This is a genomic window from Paenibacillus sp. FSL M7-0420 (assembly GCF_038002345.1).
GTDB lineage: Bacteria > Bacillota > Bacilli > Paenibacillales > Paenibacillaceae > Paenibacillus_AQ.
In genome coordinates this window covers 5,963,718-5,987,925 of the sequence record NZ_JBBOCJ010000001.1, presented here as the reverse complement: position 1 = coordinate 5,987,925, position 24,208 = coordinate 5,963,718, and the positions used below count along the sequence as shown (strand labels likewise).

The 24,208-nt window shown below is 50.1% G+C and carries 23 protein-coding genes and 1 riboswitch; of the genes, 17 read left to right on the top strand and 6 right to left on the bottom strand.

What is annotated here, in order from left to right:
* The first annotated feature begins 108 nt into the window (after nt 1-108).
* The 4 genes from MKX51_RS25535 to MKX51_RS25520 all read left to right on the top strand — a co-directional run bounded on the left by MKX51_RS25535 (nt 109) and on the right by MKX51_RS25520 (nt 5,700).
* Nucleotides 109-2,175 (top strand): peptidoglycan D,D-transpeptidase FtsI family protein, encoded by a 2,067-nt coding sequence (locus MKX51_RS25535; protein WP_340994350.1) that lies wholly within the window; start codon nt 109-111, stop codon nt 2,173-2,175.
* A gap of 33 nt (nt 2,176-2,208) precedes the next feature.
* A complete protein-coding gene (locus tag MKX51_RS25530; protein WP_340994349.1) occupies nt 2,209-4,323 on the top strand; it encodes a peptidoglycan D,D-transpeptidase FtsI family protein in 2,115 nt (704 codons plus the stop codon).
* A 95-nt stretch (nt 4,324-4,418) separates the two neighbouring features.
* The gene (locus MKX51_RS25525) at nt 4,419-5,198 is read left to right on the top strand and encodes a Cof-type HAD-IIB family hydrolase (RefSeq protein WP_340994348.1); all 780 of its coding nucleotides are present in this window, start codon (nt 4,419-4,421) and stop codon (nt 5,196-5,198) included.
* Between the two features lie 19 nt (nt 5,199-5,217).
* Entirely contained in the window at nt 5,218-5,700 is a 483-nt protein-coding gene (locus MKX51_RS25520) for a DUF456 domain-containing protein (RefSeq protein ID WP_340994347.1), read from the top strand.
* A 194-nt stretch (nt 5,701-5,894) separates the two neighbouring features.
* Here the strand turns inward: MKX51_RS25520 and tnpB are convergent, their stop codons facing one another.
* On the bottom strand, nt 5,895-7,034 hold the full coding sequence (gene tnpB, locus MKX51_RS25515; RefSeq protein WP_445322034.1) for an IS200/IS605 family element RNA-guided endonuclease TnpB: 1,140 nt from the start codon (nt 7,032-7,034) through the stop codon (nt 5,895-5,897).
* Between the two features lie 279 nt (nt 7,035-7,313).
* On the opposite strand from tnpB, the gene MKX51_RS25510 reads away from it, so the two are divergent.
* The 8 genes from MKX51_RS25510 (at nt 7,314) to MKX51_RS25475 (ending at nt 15,990) form a co-directional block, all read left to right on the top strand.
* A complete protein-coding gene (locus tag MKX51_RS25510; protein ID WP_209875896.1) occupies nt 7,314-8,942 on the top strand; it encodes a putative polysaccharide biosynthesis protein in 1,629 nt (542 codons plus the stop codon).
* Between the two features lie 114 nt (nt 8,943-9,056).
* On the top strand, nt 9,057-9,401 hold the full coding sequence (locus tag MKX51_RS25505; RefSeq protein WP_036722030.1) for a thioredoxin family protein: 345 nt from the start codon (nt 9,057-9,059) through the stop codon (nt 9,399-9,401).
* 108 nt (nt 9,402-9,509) lie between these two features.
* Nucleotides 9,510-10,445 (top strand): COX15/CtaA family protein, encoded by a 936-nt coding sequence (locus MKX51_RS25500; RefSeq protein WP_340994346.1) that lies wholly within the window; start codon nt 9,510-9,512, stop codon nt 10,443-10,445.
* A 61-nt stretch (nt 10,446-10,506) separates the two neighbouring features.
* The gene (locus MKX51_RS25495) at nt 10,507-12,279 is read left to right on the top strand and encodes a UbiD family decarboxylase (protein ID WP_340994345.1); all 1,773 of its coding nucleotides are present in this window, start codon (nt 10,507-10,509) and stop codon (nt 12,277-12,279) included.
* 25 nt (nt 12,280-12,304) lie between these two features.
* The gene (locus MKX51_RS25490; RefSeq protein ID WP_340938291.1) at nt 12,305-13,051 is read left to right on the top strand and encodes a Cthe_2314 family HEPN domain-containing protein; all 747 of its coding nucleotides are present in this window, start codon (nt 12,305-12,307) and stop codon (nt 13,049-13,051) included.
* A 91-nt stretch (nt 13,052-13,142) separates the two neighbouring features.
* A riboswitch (SAM riboswitch) is annotated at nt 13,143-13,278 on the top strand.
* Between the two features lie 102 nt (nt 13,279-13,380).
* On the top strand, nt 13,381-14,397 hold the full coding sequence (locus MKX51_RS25485) for a methionine ABC transporter ATP-binding protein (RefSeq protein ID WP_340938294.1): 1,017 nt from the start codon (nt 13,381-13,383) through the stop codon (nt 14,395-14,397).
* Nucleotides 14,397-15,056 (top strand): methionine ABC transporter permease, encoded by a 660-nt coding sequence (locus MKX51_RS25480; protein ID WP_340938296.1) that lies wholly within the window; start codon nt 14,397-14,399, stop codon nt 15,054-15,056. The genes MKX51_RS25485 and MKX51_RS25480 overlap by 1 nt, the downstream gene beginning before the upstream one ends.
* 58 nt (nt 15,057-15,114) lie before the next feature.
* Nucleotides 15,115-15,990, top strand: a complete 876-nt coding sequence (locus MKX51_RS25475) for a MetQ/NlpA family ABC transporter substrate-binding protein (RefSeq protein ID WP_340938298.1) — start codon at nt 15,115-15,117, stop codon at nt 15,988-15,990.
* Nucleotides 15,991-16,173: 183 nt separating this feature from the next.
* Here MKX51_RS25475 and MKX51_RS25470 read toward each other — a convergent pair whose 3' ends face one another.
* Nucleotides 16,174-16,422, bottom strand: coding sequence for a NifU family protein (locus MKX51_RS25470; protein ID WP_036701687.1), 249 nt, complete (start codon nt 16,420-16,422; stop codon nt 16,174-16,176).
* 82 nt (nt 16,423-16,504) lie between these two features.
* On the opposite strand from MKX51_RS25470, the gene MKX51_RS25465 reads away from it, so the two are divergent.
* Nucleotides 16,505-16,759, top strand: a complete 255-nt coding sequence (locus MKX51_RS25465; RefSeq protein ID WP_340938300.1) for a YuzB family protein — start codon at nt 16,505-16,507, stop codon at nt 16,757-16,759.
* A gap of 22 nt (nt 16,760-16,781) precedes the next feature.
* Here the strand turns inward: MKX51_RS25465 and MKX51_RS25460 are convergent, their stop codons facing one another.
* Complete coding sequence (locus MKX51_RS25460) at nt 16,782-17,843, bottom strand: NAD(P)/FAD-dependent oxidoreductase (RefSeq protein ID WP_036722010.1); 1,062 nt, start codon at nt 17,841-17,843, stop codon at nt 16,782-16,784.
* A 78-nt stretch (nt 17,844-17,921) separates the two neighbouring features.
* On the bottom strand, nt 17,922-19,028 hold the full coding sequence (mqnE, locus tag MKX51_RS25455; RefSeq protein ID WP_209875907.1) for an aminofutalosine synthase MqnE: 1,107 nt from the start codon (nt 19,026-19,028) through the stop codon (nt 17,922-17,924).
* Nucleotides 19,029-19,409: 381 nt separating this feature from the next.
* Between mqnE and MKX51_RS25450 the strand changes: the two genes are divergently transcribed.
* The 4 genes from MKX51_RS25450 (at nt 19,410) to MKX51_RS25435 (ending at nt 22,864) form a co-directional block, all read left to right on the top strand.
* Nucleotides 19,410-19,769, top strand: a complete 360-nt coding sequence (locus MKX51_RS25450; RefSeq protein ID WP_340994344.1) for a HesB/IscA family protein — start codon at nt 19,410-19,412, stop codon at nt 19,767-19,769.
* Between the two features lie 202 nt (nt 19,770-19,971).
* Nucleotides 19,972-21,012: a tyrosine-type recombinase/integrase gene (locus MKX51_RS25445; RefSeq protein ID WP_340994343.1), complete on the top strand. Its 1,041-nt coding sequence runs from the start codon at nt 19,972-19,974 to the stop codon at nt 21,010-21,012.
* Nucleotides 21,013-21,205: 193 nt separating this feature from the next.
* Nucleotides 21,206-21,409: a hypothetical protein gene (locus MKX51_RS25440; protein WP_340994342.1), complete on the top strand. Its 204-nt coding sequence runs from the start codon at nt 21,206-21,208 to the stop codon at nt 21,407-21,409.
* Nucleotides 21,410-22,108: 699 nt separating this feature from the next.
* Nucleotides 22,109-22,864, top strand: coding sequence for a hypothetical protein (locus MKX51_RS25435; RefSeq protein WP_340994341.1), 756 nt, complete (start codon nt 22,109-22,111; stop codon nt 22,862-22,864).
* Between the two features lie 376 nt (nt 22,865-23,240).
* On the opposite strand, the gene MKX51_RS25430 is transcribed toward MKX51_RS25435, so the two are convergent.
* Both MKX51_RS25430 and MKX51_RS25425 read right to left on the bottom strand, forming a co-directional pair.
* Complete coding sequence (locus MKX51_RS25430; RefSeq protein WP_340994340.1) at nt 23,241-23,507, bottom strand: DUF2442 domain-containing protein; 267 nt, start codon at nt 23,505-23,507, stop codon at nt 23,241-23,243.
* Between the two features lie 66 nt (nt 23,508-23,573).
* Nucleotides 23,574-23,810: a hypothetical protein gene (locus MKX51_RS25425; protein WP_340994339.1), complete on the bottom strand. Its 237-nt coding sequence runs from the start codon at nt 23,808-23,810 to the stop codon at nt 23,574-23,576.
* Nucleotides 23,811-24,208: the final 398 nt, after the last annotated feature.

The following is a 24,208-nucleotide window of genomic DNA, read 5'->3' as shown; positions in this document are numbered from 1 at the left end:
AGGACGGTACCGTTTCAGCGAGATATAAATTCTTATATTTCAATAAAGGCTTTGCCCGTAACCTGACGGATAAGCAGCACTGCAAACCATACAAGGAGAGGACTTGCTGTGAGATGGTTCGGTAAGCCGGGCTCCGGCCCGGGCAATGGAGAGACCCGCAACTACCAGAGCTTACGCATAAATCTGTTTTTTTTCGGCACTTTTTTAATTTTTGTAATCATTATGATCCGGCTTGCGGGACTGCAGTTTGTGGAGAGTCCCGAGCTTAGCGAGGTGGAGGCCAGCCGGGAGACCAAGGATGTTCCGCTTGCGGCGATCCGGGGGACTATTCACGCGGCGGGCGGGGAAGATATCGCCCATTCTACACCGATTCAGTCACTGTTCGTTACGTTAACCCAAGAATACACCGCCAAGGTCAAGAATAAAAAGACCGGCTTATATGAACCCACCGCTGAAGCCAAGGCGAATACGAGTGCGCTGGTAGCGGAGCTGTCATCCGTTTTTGAACAGTATGGTGATCCCTCTGCGAAGAAGCTTCCCAAGGAGGATATCCTCCAGCTGCTGGACCTTGATTACAAGAAGTCGCTGGGGTATGTCCCGCGCAAGATCAAGACTGGTCTTACGATGAAGGAAGTCGCCCATCTGATGGAGAACAGGCAGCGTTATCCCGGGGTGTCTGTTGTGGAGGAGAGTATCCGCCATTATGACAAGGACACGGTGGCCGTCCAAACGGTGGGCTATATGAAGCAATTCCGTTCTACAGAAAAGGGATATAATTTATACAAAAATATCCGCAGCGCCATGAAACGAACGGGTGCAGACCCGGGACTTAGCTACAGGGAAGATGAGTTCGTCGGCATCTATGGTCTTGAACAGCAATACCAGCGCGAGCTTAGAGGGAAGAACGGGTATCAGACGATCTCTGTCAATGCCCAGAATATGGCCGAAGAGGTTATCGCATTGGTCCCGCCCGTCAAGGGCAACGATATCTGGATGACGATTAACAAGCAGGTGCAGATGAGAACAGAACAGGCGATTATGGATCAGCTCAACTGGCTGCACCGCAACCCTGTACAGGGGAAGCTTCATAAGGATGCGCTCACCGGCTATGCCGTTGCGATGGAAGTCGATACAGGCAATGTAGTGGCAATGGCGAATATGCCAGACTATGATACGAATGTCTGGAATGCCGAGAGGCTGCCGACAGAAGTGTGGGCCAAAATTGAGGACTATTATCAGAATGGGGCGATTACCGATATTTCCTCCGGTCTCTCCGGCAACGGGCTGAAGTCATTGATCTACCTGGGTTCCACGATTAAGCCCTTAAGTGTCCTGATTGGTCTGGAAGAAGGCTTATTCACTACCGGCGATACTTATATGGATAAAGGAATCGCATATTACGGTAAGGATAACAGCTCCTCGGTCAGGAATTCCTCCGGCCATGTCCTGGGCCCGCTTAGTCCGGCGAAGGCTATTCAGGAATCCTCGAATGCTTTTATGGTAGAGTGGGTCGGCAATGCACTGTACAAGAAGTATCCCAAGGAAGGCATTGCTATATGGGATAAATATATGAAGGCATTCGGCCTTGGCGTGTCTACGCAAAGCGGGCTTCCCGGTGAAAGTGCCGGAGTAGCCGATTATCTTGATCCCAAGAAGGCAGGCTCTACCCAAGCGGCACTGGTACTTGCCTCCTTCGGCCAGAAGGGGAAATACACTGCGTTGCAGCTTGCCCAGTATACGGCAACACTTGCGAATGAAGGCGTACGGATTAAGCCCCAGCTCGTCAGTAAGATTACAGATCCCGACGGGAAGACGGTTAAGCAATTTGGACGGGAAGTCCTGGACAGCATCTCGTTTCACCCTGCTTACTGGAAGGAGATCAAGCGCGGGATGAATACTAAGGTTAAGGCGTTTGACGGATTCCCGTATGACTTCGCCCGCAAGACAGGAACCTCCGAGATGGAAGCCTTTGGGGCCACCCGAGACAACGGGGTATTCATTGCTTATGCTCCGCGTGAGCATCCTAAACTGGCGGTGGCCGTGATTATTCCGGAAGGCGGCTTTGGAGCGAACAGTGCAGCACCGGTAGCCCGTCAGATCTTTGAAGCCTATGACCAGGAGTATGGACTGGATGGAGTCCCTAAGAAGAATGTGCCAGAGTCAAGGGTCGATTAAACGGTTTATTTTGATGTAGAGGAGTGAAAAACTGTGGGTGTTTTCCGAAAGCAGGCCTCCCCCCCGGAAGAGAAGGACAGCAAGAGCTCGCTTGGCCTGCGGCTTAACGTGTTTTTCTTCAGCACGTTTGTTATTTTTTGTGTCATTATTATTCGTCTCGCAGTTATTCAATTCGTTGAGGGACCGACGCTGACCGAGGTGGAGACCAGCCGGGATACCAAAAGTGTCCCTCTCGCCTCTATCCGCGGAGGTATCCGCGCAGCCGCAGGCGAGCAAATTGCCTACTCTACCTCCGTTCAAACGCTGTATGTTACGCTTACGAAGGAATATACAGCTAAGGCAGTGGATAAGGAGACGGGCATTAGCTCGCTGAAGCCGGAGGCAAGAGCCAATGCGTATGCGCTGGCGAATAATCTGGTTGCGAAATTTGACGAATATGGCGACCCGAACGGCGAGAAGCTGACTGTTAATGAAGTGATTAATTCTCTGGATTTATATTTCAAGAAATATTCGGGCTATATGGCCCGCAAGATCAAATCCGGTCTGACCACCAAGGAAATCGCTTATTTCATGGAGCACAAAAGCGAATTCCCCGGCCTTGAGATCGTGGAAGAAGGCGTACGTCATTACGACAAGGATACCGTAGCCGTGCAGACGGTCGGCTATATCAAGCCCTTCAAATCCTCCAATACGCTCAACATCTACAAGAATATTCAGAGCGCCATGAAGAAGATCGGCGCAGATCCCGGCCTGAATTATAAAGACGATGAATTCGTCGGCTTCGACGGTCTGGAGCTGCAATATCAGCGGGAGCTGCGCGGCAAGAACGGCTATCAGGTCATCTCGGTGAATCCGCAGAACATGGCCGAGAAGGTGGAAGAGGTAGTGCCGCCTGTCAAGGGTAATGATATCTGGATGACGATTGACAAGAATGTTCAGCTTAAGACGGAGCAGGCTATCACCGAACAGATCAACTGGCTGCACCGCAACTCTGTACAGGGCAGGACTCATCCTGACGCCAAGACAGGCTACGCGGTGGCGATGGAGGTCGATACCGGCAATATCGTAGCCATGGCCAGCATGCCCGATTATGATACCAATGTCTGGACAGCGGAGAAGCTGGATTCGGATACCTGGAACAAGATCATGGGCAACTACCAGAACGGGACGATCACCCCGTACTCTTCCGGCCTGTCCGGTCATGGATTTGGTTCCACGGTACTGCTCGGTTCCACCATTAAGCCGCTGACGGTGCTGATCGGTCTGAATGAAGGCTTCTTTAGCACTTCCTATACGTACACAGATAGAGGGATTGCCTATTTCGGTAAGGATGATAAATCCTCTGTCCGCAATTCCTCCGGGCACGTATACGGACCCATGCGTCCGGCTAAGGCAATTGAAGATTCCTCCAACGTGTTCATGGTGGATATGATCGGCAAGAAGCTCTATGAGCAATATAAGGCTAAAGGTATTGATATCTGGGATAGATATATGAAGGAATTCGGCCTGGGCGTCTCTACGCAGAGCGGTCTCCCTAATGAATATCTGGGACAGATCAACTACACAGATACTAAGGCAGCGGGCAGTGCGCAAGCCGCGCTGGTCTATGCCTCCTTCGGACAGCAGGGCCGTTATACGGTGCTGCAATTAGCCCAGTATGCCTCGACGCTTGCGAATGAAGGGGTGCGGATCAAGCCGCAGCTTGTCAGCAAGATCACGGATTCAGCGGGCAAGGTGGTCAAGAAGTTTGAGCGCGAGGTGCTGGATGAAGTGACGACCTTTGACAAGTCCTATTGGAGAGAGATTAAAAAGGGCATGAACAGTAAGGTCTCCGCATTCGCAGATTTCCCTTATGATTTTGCCCGTAAAACAGGGACCTCACAGCAGCTGGGAAAAGGGCAATTGCGCGATAACGGGGTATTTATTGCCTTCGCCCCGCGTAATAATCCTAAGTTAGCGGTTGCTGTGGTCATTCCGGAAGGCGGATTCGGCTCCAACAGTGCCGCTCCGGTTGCGCGTAAAATTTTCGATGCTTATGATTGGGAGTACGGACTGGACGGCGTGCCTAAGAAAAGCCTGAAAACAGCGAATCCAAATGACGGTGCTGCTTCCGGTGACAGTTCCGATAATACTGCCGCAACAAACTGATGATATTATAGCCATGATGGAGATGGATCTGCGAGAAATACCAAATATACGGTTGCCTTCAAACGAAAGAGCAACCAAGAATGGAGGGGTGGCAAATGACTGCCAAATACCGCCTGCTAGCCTTGGATATGGATGGAACCCTACTGAACGACGAACAGAAGATTACGCCGCTTACGGTGGAATGGATCAAAAAAGCGATGGAGGCCGGCGTACATGTCTGCTTGTCTACCGGACGCTCCTCGCGCAGTGCGATGCCGTATGCTGAACAGCTTGGCCTGAACACTCCGATGATCATGGTCAACGGAAGTGAAGTCTGGCGTGCGCCTCATGAGCTGTATCGCCGGTCCCTGATGGATGTGGAGCTGGTCCGGGAGATGCACACAATCGCTGAGGAATTCGACATCTGGTTCTGGGCCTACTCCGTAGATGAAGTGTACAACCGGGATAGCTGGGACGGGGAGATTGACAGCAGGGAATGGCTGAAATTCGGCTATTCTACCGAAGATAACGATATCCGCCATAAGCTGCTGATGCGCCTGCAGGAGCTGGGCGGGCTTGAGATCACCAACTCCTCGCCGTTCAACCTGGAGATTAATCCGCTTGGCGTCAATAAGGCATCAGGCATACTTGAAGTATGCAAGCTGCTGGGCATTAACATGTCCCAGGTTGTTGCCGTAGGCGACAGCCTCAACGATCTGGCGGCTATACAACAGTCCGGCTTCGGGGTGGCTATGGGCAACGCCCAGGAGGCTGTCAAGCAGGAAGCGGATGCGGTAGTAGCTACGAACAATGAAGACGGGATCGCGGAAGTGATTCAGAAGTACATCCTGACAGAGGCCGGAACCTCGGCCGGACGCATATCCAAGCGAGCTTAAGATTAAGGAGTTGAGGGAATTGACAATTCTGGGCTGGATTCTGATCATTGCTTTGTTCGCAATCGGGCTGGCGGGGGCGGTATATCCGATCCTGCCGGGGGCGCTTGCGATTTATCTGGCCTTCTTCGTATATGGCTGGTTTTTCTCCTTCGACTCCTTCGGTCCCTGGTTCTGGATTGCCCAGACCCTGATCGTTGTCGTTCTGTTCGTTGCCGACTACGTGGTCGGGGCCTGGGGCGTCAAGAAGTTCGGCGGCTCCCGCGCCTCCGTGATCGGCAGCACCATCGGTCTGATTGCCGGTCCTTTCCTGATTCCGGCGTTCGGCCTGCTGATTGGCCCCTTCCTGGGTGCTTTCATCGGCGAGCTGATTGCCGGCGAGAAGGCGGGCAAAGCGGTGAAGGTCAGCTTTGGCGCACTGCTAGGACTGTTCAGCAGCACAGTTGTCAAGATTATTCTGCAGATTGCGATGATCGTCCTCTTCTTTATCTGGATCGGACGTTAGTGAACTCCCCCCACCTGTAGAGGTGGCGGATTCTTGGAAACAACCCGCACTTGCTCAAAGCAGCATAACCCGTGAGCGGAGGTCAGATTTATTGCACGCTTAAGCAATTGGATGGAGCGGTTTAACCCCTCCCTTCGCACCAACTCAACGCGCTACCCAAGCGATCCCCGCAGTCCCTGCGGTTCGTTGTCCTGTTAAAGTGTTTCTGCACCTTGCAGCAGGCGAAGCCCTTCTGCTCGAATGTTCAAGCTCGCATTTAGGTCACGGTCATGGTGTATGCCGCAACTTGGGCAGTTCCATTCCCGGATGCGGAGCGCCTTCTTCCCGCCTCTATGCCCACAAGCTGAGCACAGCTGACTCGAAGGGAACCAGCGTTCCACCTGCACGACTTGCTTGCCGTACCAGGCCGCTTTATAGGTCAGTTTGGATATAAAGCTGGACCACGAGACGTCATGAAGCGACCGGGCGAGTTTGTGATTGCGCACCAACCCTTTGACATTCAGCGACTCCACACTGATTACATCGTGGTTATTGATGAGATCCGTGCTGAGTTTGTTCAGAAAATCATTTCGTTGGTTGCTCACTTTTTCATGCAGCTTGGCGATCAGTATCCGCTGCTTCTGGTAGTTGCGGCTCTCGCTAAGCGGACGCCCGTCCTTCTTCGCATGCTGCGCCCGGCGCGATAGTTTGCGCTGCGCTTTTGCCAGTGTAACGGCCGTTTTGGAGAGAGTCCTCGGATTCGGTATTTTTACTCCATCCGATGAAATCGCAAAATTCGTAAGGCCGAGATCAATCCCAATTACAGAACCCGTTTTGGGTTTGGGCGGGATATTCATTTCGCACAGCAGGGAAACGAAATACTTGCCGCATGCCGTGAGGGAGATTGTTGCAGACTTGATGACTCCCTGCGGCTGTCGATGTAATTTGATTCGCACCGGCTCCGTTTTGGGCAACTTTAAGTAACGACCCTCCTTAATTGCAATCGTTCCGTGCTGATTATTCGTGGTGTAGGATTGGACGGGATGTTTGCGGGATTTCCACTGGGGAAACCCGGAGGCGGGCTGCTGGAAAAATTGGCGGTAGGCGGCATTAAGATGGAGCTGCGCATTGGCGAGGGCCAGACTATCGACCTCTTTAAGGAAAGGAAACTCGTGCTTGTACTGTGCCGGTGTTGGGAATTTGATTTTCTCGCCCGTATCTTGATGCGTTTTGTATGATTCAATCCGGTCATGGAGCATGAGATTATAGACTTTGCGTACGCAACCAAACGTTTTGGCGAATAGTTCCGCCTGCTGTGTTGTGGGTTTCAAGCGATATTTGAACGCTTTGAGCACAAGTATGCCTCCTATGTACTATAATCGCCTTCCATTTGCTGTTAAAACAGAAGATGAGTCCGCAGAATAGAACAAAGTTTCAGCTGAAAAACGAACCATGGATGTGGTCACCGAAAAGACCAACTAAAACCATTACAAGAACATATATTCGCTTTATATAGCATAACCTAATTCCCTCAAAATTCCAAGCTTAAAACAATGTCATTCATCTCGCCACTTTAGAGGTGGGGAAATTTTAACAACAGCTAATTAAATTTATTGTGAAGAAGGCGAAACAGCTTGTCCACCAAGAAAGAATCCTTTGTCAAAGGCACGCTTATTCTGGCGGCAGCCGCGCTGGTGGCCCGTGTCCTAGGGCTTGCCCAGCGGGTGCCGCTGGAGCATTTATTCAATGAAGTCGGTAACGCTGCGTTTACACAAGCCAACAACGTATATCTGCTGCTGCTGCCTCTGGCGACAGCCGGTATTCCCAGCACACTTAGTAAAATGGTGTCCGAGCGCTATGCGCTGAACCGCCCGCAGGAAGCACAGCAGGTGTACCGGGCGGCGCTGATTTTTGCGGCTGTGGTTGGTGTGCTTATGAGTGTGGCGCTCTACATAGCTGCTCCTTATTATGCGGAATCCAGCAAGGTTCCCGAGAGTACATTGGCCATACGGGCGATTGCCCCGGCGCTGCTGCTATTCCCCGCGATCGCGATGATGCGCGGGTATTTCCAAGGGCGTAACAATATGATGGCCGGCGGCATCTCACAGATTGTCGAGCAGATTGCCCGGGTATCCACGGCCATTCTGCTTGCATTCATTCTGCTGCGCCAGGGCTACAGCAACACCTGGATGGCAGCAGGCGCATCCTTCGGCAGTGTGCTCGGCAGTATCGGCGCCTTCGGTGTGATGCTGTATTATGCCATGAAGCTGCGCCGCAGCGAGGAGAAGGTTGCATTATATGAATCGAGTGAAGCCCGTATCCCGCTGCTGAAGATTTACAAGGATATTTTCAAGCTGTCCATACCGATTGTATTGTCTTCCGTTACGGTGCCTGTAGTGAACTTCATTGATACTACCTTTATTGTGCCGCTGCTTAGCGGACAAATCGGCTTGAAGGAAGCTACGTGGACATTGGGGATCTTCGGCAGCCGGGCACAGAGTGTGGCCGGGATTCCTCCGGTATTATCGATCGCCCTCAGTGCATCGCTGATTCCGATTATATCTGCCGCCTTCGCCCGCAAAGATGAACAGCACCTGCAGCGTCAGGTCACACTCGCCATGCGGGTATCCATTCTGACCGGCACACCGGTTGTGCTCTCACTGGTCGTGGCTGCTTATTCTGTGAATGGCCTCTTGTTCAAAACACTCGATGGAAGCGGCATTGTGGCGATGCTGACGCTGGGTACCATTTTCCAGATTACGATGATGACTACCAACTCGATCCTGCTTGGAATGGGCAAATCGCGGATATCGATGTATTATGTACTTGTTGGTATCCTCGTGAAGTTTGGTTCTAACTTCTTGTTCAGCCAGTGGTTCGGCATCTACGGCATTATCGGCTCTACGGCATTGTGCTTCATTGTCATTACACTGCTGAATCTGCGGATGCTCAAAAAAATCGTACCCTTCTCCATTCTCGGTAAACGCTGGGGAGGCTTCTCCATTGCGGTTCTGGCCTCGGCCGGTATCGGCTATGGTCTGAATGAAGCAGGCCTATTGATGACTGATCTGATGCCGGCCCGCTTAGCCTTCCTGATTACCTGTCTGGTGGTTGGGGCGGCAGTGGTGATTGTCTATCTGGTTCTCCTGATTATTCTGGGCGTACTCAGCAGCCAGGAGATTGCCGGTTATCCCCGTCCGCTGCGCAAGCTGCTCGGTCCTTTGATGAAACTGCAGCCTGCCCGTGTGCGTGCCGGTGAATAATGATATGACTATTGTCTTGATTTGTCATTATTGTTTGACTTATTCCGTACATTTTGCTTCACTTAAAGAGCAAGCTTCGTGTGGAACTCTCTGATAGAAGGGAATGGTCAATTGATGGACAAAATCAGCTCGCCTGCCCAGTTCCAGGTGGCAATTCAGTCTCCGCGTCTGACGGTGGCAGTCTTCAAGGCAGATTGGTGTGTGGATTGCAAATTCATTGATCCGTTCATGCCGGATGTGGAACAGAAATATGCAGAGCGTCTTACCCTGGTCGAAGTGGATGTCGATGCCGTAGGTGATGTCAGCCAGGAACAGAATATACTGGGCATTCCAAGCTTTGTTGCGTACACCGATGGACGGGAACTGGTCCGGTTCGTGAACAAGCTCCGGAAGTCCCGGGAGGAAATCGAGAAGTTTCTTGATACGGCGCTGGACGTTTATCTCAGCATTCACAAGTAATTCCGCAGCACCGCTTTCGCCCTATCCGAGCAGAAGCGGTGCTTTTTTTCTAATCATATAAGCATTTATATGTTTCATACTCATTCCTATACAATACGGGTGATACTATTGACGACAATTCAATTAAAATGGCTCAGCTATCTGACCTGTCTCATTATGTTCATGGCGCTGTTCGGCGGGGTTGTGGTGACCAAGACCGGCTCGGGACTGGAATGCGGAAATCAGTGGCCGCTGTGCCACGGAAAGCTGATTCCGGCCTACACAATTGGCTCTCTGATTGAATATACCCACCGCTTGTTCAGCGGCCTGGCTGGCCTGCTGTCCCTGGCTTCCATGGTTGCCTTCTGGCGTTATGCCAGGCACCGTAAGGATCTGCTGGCCTATGCCCTGCTGACCCTGATCTTCGTCATCATTCAAGGCGGGATGGGAGCGCTTGCAGTTGTGAAGTCGCAGTCGGCTGCGGTTATGGCCCTGCATATGGGCTTCTCGCTGATTGCTTTCGCCGGTTCGCTGATGCTGGCGCTTGGGACTAGGCGGGCATTCTCTCCGGGAGCGGAACTCAGCACAGGAAGTCCTAAAGTCCGTATAGCCTTCCGCAACTTAACCTGGGTTACTGCAGTATATTCATATATCGTTGTCTACATCGGGGCCTACGTAAGCCACACCAGCTCCCAGGGAGGGTGCTCCGGCTGGCCGCTGTGTAATGGACAATGGATCCCGGAAATGAGCGGCGGAGTAGGAATTGTATTCGTGCACCGGATAGCGGCGGCGATTCTGTTCCTGCTGACGGCTATACTTGGGCATCTGGCCTTCTGGAAGCATAAGGAGCTGCCTGAGCTGAGGGCTCTGGGCGTGGCGGCAGTTCTGCTCTGCCTGATGCAGGTATTCAGCGGAGCGGCTGTGGTATACACACTGAATAATGAAAGATTGTACATATTTGCTGCGTTATCCCATATTGTGCTGATCTCCGGACTCTTCGGGGTTCTGTGCTACATGAGTGTAAGGGTCTGGCAGTTAAGCGGAGCTGGCAGGGGCAGCAAGTGATAAGGTAACGGCAACGGTGGACGGGATTAGCATAAGGTCCTGTTTGAGGAGGAACACTATAGTGCGATACGGTAATTTACGACAATGGATTGAGCAGCTCCGCAGGGATAAGGATCTGGCAGTGATAGATACCCCTGTTGATCCTTATCTGGAGCTTGCCGAAATTCACCGCCGGGTGGTGGAGGAGGAGGGCCCGGCACTGCTGTTCACGAACGTGCAGGGAACGCCGTTCCCGGTCGCTACGAATCTGTTCGGTACCGTCCGGCGCGTCAACAAGGCCTTTGGGACAAGACCGGAGCAGCTGCTGAAGTCGCTGACAACGGCGATGGAGCAGCTGGTTCCGCCCTCAGCCGCCGGTTTATGGCGGGAGAAAACGGTGCTGCTTGAGCTGCTGAGAGCAGGGACCAAGAATATACCGCAAGGAGAGGCTCCGGTGCTCGGTGTCTGCAGCAGCAGTGACCCGCTGAAGGAGCTGCCCCGGATTACGGCTTGGCCTAAGGACGGCGGGGCGTTCATCACGCTTCCTCTGGTCTATACGGAGAGTATCACCAACCCCAAGGATCATAATCTCGGATTGTACCGGATTCAGGTGTATGACGACAGCACCACAGGTATTCACTGGCAGATTCATAAGGGCGGCGGCTTCCATCACTCGCAGGCAGAGCATCTCGGCGAGACGCTGCCGGTGTCTGTCTTCATCGGCGGGCCGCCGGCGCTGATTGCGGCAGCAGTGGCTCCGGTCCCGGAACGGATTCCGGAGCTGCTGCTGGCCTCGCTGATGCTGGGCGGCAAGCTTCCTATGGTGCAGGACCCCTTGGGCGGGCACCGGATTCCGGCTGAGGCGGAATTCTCCATCCGGGGACGCGTATCTCCGCTGGAGCGGAGAGCGGAAGGGCCGTACGGCAGCCAGTCCGGCTACTATTCCATGCAGCATGATTTCCCGGTCATGCATGTTCAGCGGATGTGGCACCGCAAGGATGCCATCTACCCGGCGACCATTACCGGCAAGCCGCGCCAGGAGGATTATTATCTGAAGGATTATTTGCAGCGGCTGCTCGCTCCAGCCTATCCTCTGCTGATCCCTTCGGTCAAAGGGCTGTGGTCCTACTCCGAATCCGGTTCGCATTCACTGACTTCAGCGGTCGTGAGGGAGAGCTATCCGCGCGAGTACATGGTGTCAGCGTTTCGTATCTTAGGGGAAGGTCAGCTCTCCTTAACCAAATTCCTGCTGCTGACTAATGTGCAGGTGGAGCTTACCGATTTCCCCAAGCTGCTGGAAACGGTGCTTGAGCGCTTCAATCCGCAATCGGATCTGACGATCTTTGCCAATACCTCCATGGATACACTGGATTATACCGGACGTAAGCTGAATCATGGCAGTAAGGCGGTGATGGCGGGCATCGGCAGCCCGGTCCGTCAGCTGCCAAGGACCTATACAGAGGGTCTGCTTCCATCAATCACCGCCGCTGTGCCTTATTGCGGAGGATGTTTAGCCGTTTCCGGTGCATCCTATGAAGAGGACCCGGAGCTGCCGGAGCGGCTGGTGGCTGCCTTCAAGGAGAGGGAGACCGCCTGGCCGCTGATTGTGCTGGTCGATCGGGCGGAAGAGGCGGTAAGCACGCAGACCTCATTCCTGTGGACCGTATTCACCCGCTTCAATCCGGCAGATGATATCTATTCGGCGGCCGGGGTACACCGGGGCAGCGTCAGCTATACGCTGCCGATTATTATAGATGCCCGGATGAAGCCGGGATACCCGGAGGAGCTGGCTCCGAATGAGGATATTGCGAAGCGGGTAGGCCGCAACTGGAACCGTTATTTTCCTCTAGCGTAGAAGTGAACTTAAGGAGGGTCAAAATATGCTGCGGACGTTACTTGGAGAGCCGCCCCGCGTGAACAGCGGTGTGCTGGCTGAAGCTATGGAGTCCATGGCGAAGGCTGCCTCCGTGCTGCGCAAGGAGATGGCGGCACATGAAGACCATGACCATGAATACCGCAAGCTGGAAATCTGGACACGCGGCCTGATCTCCTCTCTGGATGAGCTGGAGCAGAGCTGGTTCGCAGCCGCCTTTTTCCGGAAGTCAGTGATAGCCGGTTATATGGACGACATGTCGTCCACGGAGCAGGGGGAGTACGCCAGATATGTGTATTTCTACAAGGATGGCTTCATCCGTGTTTTCTCGCTGCTGGACAAGCTGGGCACGGTGCTGAATAATCTGTACAATCTCAATACAGGCAAGGTGAAGACGCATTTCTCCTATTTCACGGTGCTGAGGCAATTTCAGTTGCTGCATGCGCATCATCCGCTGGCGGATGAGCTGGAGCGAATCAGGAATTCCTACCGGGAGCCGGTGGAGAATCTGCGCAAGCGGCGCAACGCTGAGATCCATTACATGAACGCGGAGATGACCGACGACCTCTGGCAGCGTCACCAGGGATTGCATGACAAGATTCGTCTGGAGGATCTCGACAGCCATCTGGAGGATTTGAAGCAGAGCCTGGAGATGGTATGCCAATCCCTGGCCGCCGCATACAGGTACGGGAATGAACAATGGCACAAGAACAAAGCGGCCCCAGGACCTAAATCCGGGCATGTCCGTCCGTAAAAACTTACCTTTGACAAAAAACTCGAAACTGAATATACTTAGGCATACATTAAGTTCTGACAGGATACGGAATATATAACTTCATACTATTATCTTATCGAGAGCGGCGGAGGGATAGGCCCGATGAAGCCCGGCAACCGGTTTGAAGACAGCCTTAAGCTGCATCCAAATGTCATGGTGCTAATTCCTACAATGCCGCCGGTTAAGGGGTATTTGGCAGATGAGAAGGCATTGTCATTATACACACAGGGCCTCTTGCGATCTGCATGGATCGTAGGGGGTCTTTTTATTGCAATGATGGAAGTTAATACAGAAGGGGGACGCAGCGGTTGATAGAATTGAAGGATATAACCAAGGTGTATGGCAAGGGCAGTAAGCAGGCAACTGCACTCTCTGCGCTGAGCCTGTCGATTAAGAAGGGTGAAATCTTCGGGGTGATCGGTCACTCCGGGGCCGGCAAAAGCACGCTGATCCGCTGCATTAATCTGCTGGAGCGTCCGACTGCGGGCGAGGTGTGGGTGGACGGTGTCGAGCTTACAGCGCTCAGCCAGGGACAGCTGCAGGAGCAGCGGCGCAAGATCGGGATGATTTTTCAGCATTTCAATCTGCTCTCATCGGCTACAGTCTATGACAATATCGCGTTTCCGCTGCGGCTGATCGGAGCCGGAAGGAACGAGATTGAACAAAAGGTTAAGGATCTGCTCGCCCTGGTAGGGTTGGAGGAGCACTGGAATAAGTACCCGGCCCAGTTATCCGGCGGACAGAAGCAGCGTGTCGGAATCGCCCGGGCACTGGCGAGTGATCCGGACGTTCTGTTATGCGATGAGGCGACCTCGGCGCTTGATCCGCAGACGACAGACTCCATACTGCGCCTGCTGATGGATATCAACCGCAGATTCCATCTGACCATCGTGCTGATTACCCATGAAATGCATGTCATTCAGAGCATTTGCGACCGTGTTGCCGTGATCCATGGCGGCGGTATTGTGGAGCAGGGTGAAGTGGCCGAGGTCTTTCTGAAGCCGAAGCATGAGGTGACCAAAGAATTCATCCGCAGTGAGACCCAGTCGGACGGACCGCTCCGGCAAGCGATTGATGCTGTGCAGCCGGGTTACACGAAGTCGGTCAAAATCACTTTTCTCGGGCAAAAGACTTACGGGTCGACGCTCTCACAGGTGGTTCAGGGAACCGGGGTTCACTTCGCCATTCTCCATGGCACCATCTCTACAATCAAGGATGTTCCTTACGGCCAGCTGATCGTCCGGTTCGAAGGACCTGAGGGTGCGGTTGAAGCCACGCTCACTGAGCTCATAGCGCAAGGTCTTGATGTGGAGGTGATTTTGTAATGGACTTTAGCACAATCAATTGGGAAGAAATGCTGGAAGCTACGATTGCTACACTCAAAATGATCGCAATTTCAGGAATATTTACAATAATCCTTGGTTTACCGCTTGGAATTGTGTTATATTTATGGGGCAAGTCAAATAACGTTATTATCAGGGTGGTTTACTCGGTATTATCCTTCGTTGTGAATATCCTGCGTTCGGTTCCTTTTATCATTCTGATGGTTGCCCTGATTCCGTTCAGCAAGGCCATTATGGGCACTTCGATTGGTGTGCTTGGAACGATTCCGGCACTGGTGATCGGCGCGGCGCCTTTCTTCGCCAGACTGGTGGAGACGGCACTGCGGGAGGTTGACCGGGGAATTATTGAAGCGGCGCAGGGCATGGGAGCGTCCACCGGGCAGATCGTGATGCGCGTGCTGCTGCCGGAGGCTCGTCCGGGTCTGCTTGCCGGTGTAACCATTACTGTTGTGACCCTTGTCTCGTATACCGCAATGTCCGGCATGATCGGCGGCGGCGGCCTGGGTGACCTGGCGATCCGCTACGGATATTACCGCTATGAGAAGGAAGTCATGATTATCTCGGTAGCGCTGATGGTGATTCTGGTGCAGCTGCTGCAAATGGCCGGTGACCGGCTGGTAAGACATTTTACACGGAAATAAGGTAAGTCCACATATAGCCTTATTCAATAAACCATATGGATTAGAGGGGGATTTACAGATGAAAAAAGTACTGCTTACATTCTTCAGCCTGACCTTGATATTGGTGCTTGCCGCTTGCGGAAACAACAAGGCGAATAACACCACGAATTCTGCTGCCACAACGGCACCTACAGAAGCGGCTGCTGCAGAGCCGACTACAGAGCCTGCTGCGGACCCGGTAACCCTGGTGATTGGTGCTTCTCCTGTACCGCATGCGGAGATCCTCAAAGCAATTGCCCCACTGCTTGAAGCCCAAGGCATTAAGCTGGAGATCAAAGAATTCACAGATTATATTCTTCCCAATACACAGCTTGCCGAGAAGCAGCTCGATGCGAACTTCTTCCAGCACAAGCCTTACCTGGATGATCAGAACACCAAGAACGGCACAGATCTCGTATCTGTAACTGCTGTTCATGTAGAGCCATTTGGCGCCTATTCCAAAAAGATCAAATCGATTGATGAATTGGCAGAAGGTGCGAAGGTTGCGATTCCGAATGATGCAACGAACGGAGGCCGCGCCTTGATTCTGCTGGCGAAGAACGGTCTGATCAAGCTGAAGGATGACACGAATATTGCTTCCACCAAAGCGGATATCACTGAGAACACCAAGAAGCTGGATATCATTGAGCTGGATGCAGCCATGCTGCCCCGTCAGCTGGATGAAGTAGACCTGGCGCTGATCAACACCAACTTCGCACTGGATGCCAAGCTGTCTCCAACGAAGGATGCGTTGTTCATTGAAGGCGGAGATTCCCCGTATGCCAACCTGCTGGTAGCCCGTCCTGACAATAAGGATTCCGATGCTATTCAGAAGCTGGCAGCAGCGCTGACTTCCCCGGAAGCGAAGGAATTCATCGAAAAGCAATATGACGGAGCAATTATCCCGGCATTCTAAGCTTGAACCTAGGGATGTTGAATCATCTAATGAGACCATAAGAAGCCCGTAGCCAGAAATGGCTGGCGGAGCGGCTTCTGGTCTTTTTGAATAGCCAAGTGGTTGATCCTGCAGGCGAAATCCTCTATAATAAAAAAAAATCCCGGCCTCTTAGCGGAGGCCGGGATGGTTTATGAAACGGGATTAGAATACCTGAACGACTTCTTCCACGCCTTCTACTTCTTCAATCAGGGCGCGTTCGATCCCGGCTTTAAGCGTGATCGTGGAGCTTGGGCAACTGCCGCATGCACCCATAAGCTTCAGCTTAACGATGCCGTCTTCAACATCAATCAGTTCCACGTCACCGCCATCGCGCTGCAGGAACGGACGAAGTTTATCAAGGACTTCCAGTACTTCATCGTACATGGTTGCGCTTTGTACATTCTCACTCATTTCTCAATCACTCCTTTCGTATGTTTATTATAGTACAAAAAGTTAAAAAATAAAATGGTTACGGCAGAATAGGGAGATCATCATGAGACCAATTATAGAATTCTGTGCCAGCAACATCGGCCACGGCACTGAACCGCTCAAGCTTAAGCTGGAACAAAACCCTGAATATGATGTAGTGGAGTACGGCTGTCTGAACAACTGCGGAGAGTGTTATCTCCGGCCGTTCGCCATGGTTGACGGGGAGATCATAGAAGCTGATTCCCCCGCTGCTCTGGAAGAGGCGATTGCAGCCGCTATACAAGAAGCAGAGGCCTGGGACAGTCTGGAGATTGATTAAGCCGGATTCAAGCCGGGATTGTTCAGCCGAAATGGCGTTTGGACATCCACAGGACGCCGCTCTTCAGCAGGCGCGGAACCCGGCCCATGACGGAGCGGCGGCCCATCAGGCCGAAGCCGGCATTTTTGCCGAGTGAACCGAGGGTTCCCTTCAGCTTAATCTTATTCAGCTTCGGGGTTTCGCCCCGCCATAACGCCTGTAATATCTGTCCCACCTGCTCGCCCTGGGCACCCGCCGCCTGTGCACTGGGGGCGAAGGGCAGGCTGGCACAGTCCCCGATCACATAGACCTCCGGATATTCAGCAATATTATAATATTCCCCCACAATGAGCCTGCCTCCACGGTCCTTCGGAAGCTCCAGCTGCTGCACGACCTTCACGGGTTGAATACCGGCAGTCCATACCGTCACATCCGCCGGAATAGCCTGGGTGCCATTGAAGATGGCATCCTTCTCGACATGAGAGACCGACACCCCGCCAATCGTCTCCACCTGATGCTCACTGAACCATTCCTCGACATACCTGGACAGCTTGGCCGGAAAAGAAGATAAAATACGTTCTCCCCGGTCCATCAGAGAGATATTCAGATCCGGCCGGCTCTCCCTCAGCTCCGAGGCAATCTCTACGCCGCTCAGTCCCCCGCCGACAATATTGACGGTTCCATAAGGCTTCACATCGTTCAGCCGGCGGTAAGTTTCCCGGGTCCCGGCGAAGCTCTGAATACTGCAGGTGTATTCCTCGGCACCCGGAATGTTATGGTAATTATCCGTACAGCCGAGGGCAATCGCCAGGATATCATAGGCTACCGGCTCCCCGGAATCGAGGAGGACCAGTCTGCTCTCCAGATCAATGGAACCCACCTGCCCGTAACGTACGGTCAGGCGGGGGTGCACCGGGAATTGAATCCGCAAATGGTAATCGGTGGCGGTGCCTGCGGCCAGTGCATAATATTCGGTCTTGATCCCCTGATACGGCATCCGGTCCACCAGGATGATTTCCACATCAGGAGGGAGATGATTATCCAGCAGTTGCTGAATGAGGGCAAGACCGCCGTAGCCGCCGCCCAAGACAAGTAGGGTTCTCATGCCAACTGATCTTCCTTTCGGGTACATAATGGACAAGGCAGTTCTGCGTTCACTGGCTGAGGTAAGCTTGTTCTTTTCTTATTCGTATACCTTGATCTCGTTATAGAAGGTATCCCGTTCTACAGGAATCCGTCCTGCGCCCTTCACGAGCCAGATCAGCTCATCCCGGGTCAAGCCCTCCGGTGTCAGCGCGCCGGCAGCGTGGCTGATCCGTTCCTTCAGGATCGTTCCGTGCACATCGGAAGCGCCGAAGTTCAAGGCAACCTGGGTCAACTGGGGCCCGATATTAATGAAGTAGGCCTTGATATGATCGAAATTGTCCAGCATCAGACGGCTGACGGCAATGGTCTTCAGATCCTCATTCGCGGAGTTGCGGCGCATAATGCCCGCATTCTTGTTCTTAGGCTGCATGGACAGCGGAATGAATACCATGAAACCGCCGGTCTCGTCTTGCAGGTCACGAATTTGCAGCATATGGCGGATGCGGTCTTCACGGGACTCAATCGAACCGTACAGCATCGTGGTATGGGTCTTCATGCCAAGGTGATGGGCGGTGCGGTGCACCTCGAGATATTCCTCGACATTGGCTTTGTCGACGCGCATTTTTTTGCGGTACTGGTCAGACAGAATCTCTGCCCCTCCTCCGGTAAGGGTCTTCAGTCCGGCGGCGCGCAGCTGCTCCAGCACTTCACGGATACTAAGTCCGCTGATGCGGGTGAAGAAGTCGATCTCTGCCGCTGTATAAGCCTTGAGAGTCACCTCGGGGAAATGCTCGTTCAGAGCACGCAGCGAATCAACATAGTACTGGAAGGGCACATTATCATTATGCCCGCCTACAATATGGAACTCGCGCACGCCGGGATGAATATGCTGCTGTACATACTCCACCATCTCCTGGCCGGAGAGGGTGTAAGCCCCTTCTTCGCCTTCATCCTTGCGGAAATTGCAGAAGGCACAGCGGGATTCGCAGACATTGGTGAAATATAGACTCATGTTCTCGATAAAATAGACTTTATTCCCGTTTTTTCGCATGTTGACTTCATTAGCGAGTTGCCCGATCGTTAACAGATCGTTGCTCTCATATAAATAAACGCCGTCTTCCAAATTCAATCGTTCTCCGCCGCGAACCTTCTCAATGATGTTCGCCATCCGGGCATCCGTGTGGGGTGTAATAAGGGTAGACATATAAGTTCCTCCTGAAGGTTGGCGAGGCAATTGCATCGCATAATCGTGTACCTGAGCATATCCGGCAGCAGCCGGCATTATAAATAGAGGTTAACTGCAACCTCCGTGACAATTTATCGAAATTTTATCGCTTTTCTCATTATAAACTTCTCCCGTAGGGTGAGCAACCGCCAGAAACGGCAGGTCTTCCGGGACAAATCGCTTACCTGCGCCCGGTTTACGACTTGAGGGCAGAAGAATAGTGGAGTATACTGATTGAAAGAGCCGATGAAAATGATATACATCATACTCATTTTTTTCTCAAGCAAGGCATTGATTTCATTACGTACAGCCTGAAGGCTGCTTGATTCTAATACATTGATCCCTAAGGAGGTTGTAATTATGATTAGCATTAGTGAGACAGCGGCAGGCCAAATTAAGGCTATGCTTGCAGAGCAGGAAGTGCCGGATATGTTTCTCCGTCTGGGCGTAACCGCCGGGGGCTGCAGCGGATTCTCGTACGCGATGGGCTTCGATGATACCGAGACTGAGCAGGACATCTACATGGACGTTGCAGGTCTGAAGGTGGTCGTCAGCAAAGACGATATCCGTTACCTCAACGGCCTGGAGATCGACTTCGAAGAATCCGGCATGACCGGCGGCTTCACCATCCACAATCCTAACGCCACAGTTACCTGCGGCTGCGGGTCTTCGTTCCGTACGAAGGAAGAAGCAGGGAATCCGGCGGCTGAGCCTTGCTAAGACGGGTTTAAGAGTATAATCCGGTGTGTAACTCATTCAGAGTTCAATAATTGTTGTAGGTTGTGGATTGCAAGAGGAATTCAACAATCCGCAATCATCAATTTGTATAATAACAACCCTAGAATTGATGTTTCAGGGTTGCGGATTACGGACCTCCCAAGCTTGTGTTGATCGCATAAACACAAATTTGGGAGGTTTTTTAATGCTTAAAAAGAAAGAGCGAAGAGTACCTGTTGGCAGCAGGAACAAGGAGGAATTTCCAAGGCTGGGGTTTGAGCAAGCGCTTGATCTTGCTATCAATGCAAAAAGGGCAGAAGGACTCAGAGAACGTACGATTAAGGATTATTACAAACATTTCCATTACTTTTACAGCTGGTTACAAGAGCGCTATCCAGAAATGGAGTTTATTGACGAACTAACAGCATCCCATATTCGTGACCATATCAACTATATGCGATTTGATGCACGAAGATATGAAAACCATAAATACATTGATTCAGACAAGCAAAGAATCGGATTAACTGATACTACAGTGAATATTAGGTTGCGAACAATGAAGGCTATCTTTAATCAATTACGAAAGGACAATCTACTTGAGGTCAATGTATTCGATCAGATCAACTTGCTGAAACAAGATATTGATTTAACTAATTGTTTAACAGATGAAGAAGTAAGGGCGATACTTAAGCAGCCTAATCAGCGAGATTTTGTAGGCTTCAGAGATTATGTTGCGATGGTTGTCATGCTGGATTCAGGCTTACGGATTCAAGAATTACTAAGCTTGAGAACTATGGATATTGATTTTCAAGCTAGATTTATTACAATACCAGCAGAAAAAAGTAAAAACCGTAAACCGCGCTTGATTCCTTTTTCATCACTGGCATCAAAGCTTCTTTTACAGCTAGTCTCCGAAAATAAACAACACTTTACAACGGATAGGATTTTTATGTCCTGCTTTGGTGAACCGCTTGGCGCTAATCAATTTACCAAGCGCCTAAAGTATTATGGTGGGAAAGCTGGCATTGTGGGCAAAAAAATGACAGCGCACGTTTACCGCCACACATGGGCTAAAAACATGACCTTGAATGGAGCAGACCCTTTTTCTTTGCAGAAGATGGGCGGTTGGTCTGATATTCGAACTGTACGTCGATACATTCAAATGGACACCACAGACATCAGAAAAAGTCATGATGATTGTTCGCCGCTTCAAAATTTGATTAACAAACGTGGTGGAACTTTGTAGATTAAATGGCTTAATTTTAGCCTCATTTGCACCCAATGCCCTCAAACGATAATTGCCTTCATAAACCATGTTGGTGATCCACCGTTAAAGGATGAAAGGCATGCTCATTTAAATTGTTCAAGTGAGTTGAATTTACAATAATTAACTGGTAGAATAAGTATTCAGTCCATTTCTGAAAGAGGGGTTCCTAATAATGAATGTGTATTATTGCCAGAAGCTTGACAGCTCCCTTGAATTCGGTGTTGTAGTTGTTGCAGACACAGAAGAAAACGGCAAGAAAAAGGTTTTGGAACAACTAATTGCTGATGGTTGGGAATTCGAAGAGGATGCCATTCAATTGACGCAGCTTGACACATCCTCCTCCAATGCAATTTTTATTGACCCTATCAACAACTAACTTACTAATATTCACAAAAGCTCTCTTCGGAGGGCTTTTTTATTTAACTTATGTTTAGCAGGACAAATGTTGCTTTTTGTCTAATGCAGTTGACAAGTAAACACGAATAGTTAATACACTCTCAGAGCGATTCCATTATTGATGGATGCCCTCCATTGAGCCAGTACAGGTAAATCTGCCCTTGGAGGATACAACGGCGTTTACATCATGTGGAATGGCTGTGGAGAAGTGTATATTTTTATTTTGGAAAAACTTGCATTATAGAGATTTTGTGCTATTCTTTTTCTTGTTATCCCTTGTTTTTGGACACAAAGAGTAATCTGTTACTTTCTGAGGGTGGGCTGATTATTTCTTTTTGTTCATGTTTTTCAGGAGTAAACCACTTAGAGTAATCCGTCACTTTTGCAGGGGGGGGGATTACTCTTTGTCATTTAACCTATAGCAGCGTCTTAAATATCCTCGAAAAGCTTTGGGTGATGCCTACAAGCGAAGCATCTAGAGGCGAAGCGACCAAAATGTGTTTGAATAGAATGGCGGCGGATTTCATCAGCTGTGATGTAATTTTTCTGGTTCCAAGTGTTAAAAGAAAGCAAGATAGATCAGTTATGTTGCCGAAGAATATCTGACGTCGCATCTCTTAGTGACACACTAAAAGAGGCGTAAACTTCTGTTGGATTACAATAGGATAGGGGGAAGCATATGCGTTTAAATGAGTTGGAAGTAATGCAGGACAAGCAGGTTTATTATTTCGTTAAATTCACTAAACCAGAGTACGTTCAAGATCTGAAAGACGGCAATCTTTTTATGCAACCGTTGAAAAGTTTCATCGAACAAGAAGAACGCGAGCAGGTACGTGGACAAGGCGATAGGCTTGAAGGTGCGGCAGTAGGTCAATTAGAGAACTTAAGTGTCGTTGATAACCGTACAGGTGAGGTAGTAGCTGAGTTTGGTAAAAAAGGTATTATACTTCGCCATCCTGATGCTGGATACGTTCCAGTATTCTGCTTTACAGCTTTCACGAAAGATGACTTTGAAGTTGTCCACGTAGACGAAGAGTATGCATATGTAAAACTAAGCCTTCCCGAAGTAGAGAAACAAAATATCATCGATAATTTTGGGAAAAGCGCAGTCATTCTGCCGAACGATTTTCCACATCTTGTGGCTGCAACAATACCAGATGAGCATTACGGAGAAATAAAAGCAGTTCGATACGTTGATTATTCTGCGGGGGTCATGTACAAAGAACAATTAGAACAATTTATTGAAGGAAATATAGGCTTGGCTTTTTGGAAGGAAAATTATTTTAAATACCAAAAAGAATTTCGACTTGCTTTCTCGACTATGCCGATCGATAAGGCGAAAAAGTACGCAATTGGCGACGTACTGAAAGACTGCACAGTTGTCGATATTAACTATTTTTTTGACGAATCCATTCACCGATTACCGCTAAAATAGTGCAATTTTAAAACAAGTAGTCCTTATTTAAATATAGGGAGCACCAATGGCTGATTTCATGTTTGTCGATTTGCAATATTAAAAATCACTTTCGTGATAGATGTTCGCATTTGGGTTTTTCATCAGAGGATTTCGTGAAGCATCTGTCATTTACACCTTCTGAGAATATCCGAATAGTAATAAGACAGCGACAACTGTAGCGGTAGTACTATGGAAGTGTGAACATGGGATTAAGACCGAGCGATTTAAATGTATTGGAGCAACTCTTGAATCTCTTAGGCAAGGAATTGAGGGAGAAAGGAGAAGTCGTTAAAATGTTTAGGGAGCGGCTTTGGTGCTGAGGATGGGGTATTACCGAATCCACTAAAGCTGCGACTCAATCAAAATCTGAATCTGACTTAGCAATACTATTGTTGTACAAAAATTCAACATCAATGTCGAAATCATTGTCCCAACTTATAGTTCCAGTTCCATCTATTCTGACACTTTCAAAAAGAACGCGATTCTTAATGATTTCTAATGGAAAGCCTGATTTAGTTTCAGCATATGCCTTAAAATCAAACACTCTGTATTCCTTCCCTTCAAACTCCAGTAACAACATAAAGTTAGGTGCCGCTTTTACTGAGACCACGATTTTGTTCATTTTAATCACTCCAATCTATGTAAGGTGAAATATTCATTATGATACGTGTTGTACAGGCACAGAAATCTAGTCCTTGCTGACAACTCTTTGTTTTAAGTATTTTGGATTCGTTCCATCACAGATGCCCAAATCAAGCTCCAAGTGGAAAAGGAAATCTGAAATGGCGTTGTACTCTTCATCTTTAAGTGGGCTGTTACTTTGATAATAATTCAACAACGATACTAAACAGAAATCTTTTGGAATAAAAACTCCATCTCTGCTCTTGATTACCTGCATATCAGTCAGTTCCTTATCAGAGATCATTAAGAATCCTCCTTTGACAAGATTATAAACAATTGGTAAAAAGAAATCTTTGAAAGCAATTATAAATAAGTTAGCTTTCATAGTATTGAAGGTTTCTCTTGAACGACGAGTGGTCAGAGGGTGATGAAGTGCAAACATAGAGCTAAGAACGATTCATATGTAGTTCAGCGCCTTTTAATCTTATGATCAAGGGAATTGTTGGTGGAGCAAGAGAAGGGCGATACAACGAATTGAGGAGCGTCTTTGGTGACTGAGGGTGGGGAGTACGCTTGAAGTAGGCATAAACACCAAAAAAAGAGCATGAAAAACACTCTTGACTTTTCAAAGAAAAGTAGAGTATAGTGGGTTCAAATATTTATTTTCAGCTTAATTGCATAGATGGGGCATTTTAATTTTAC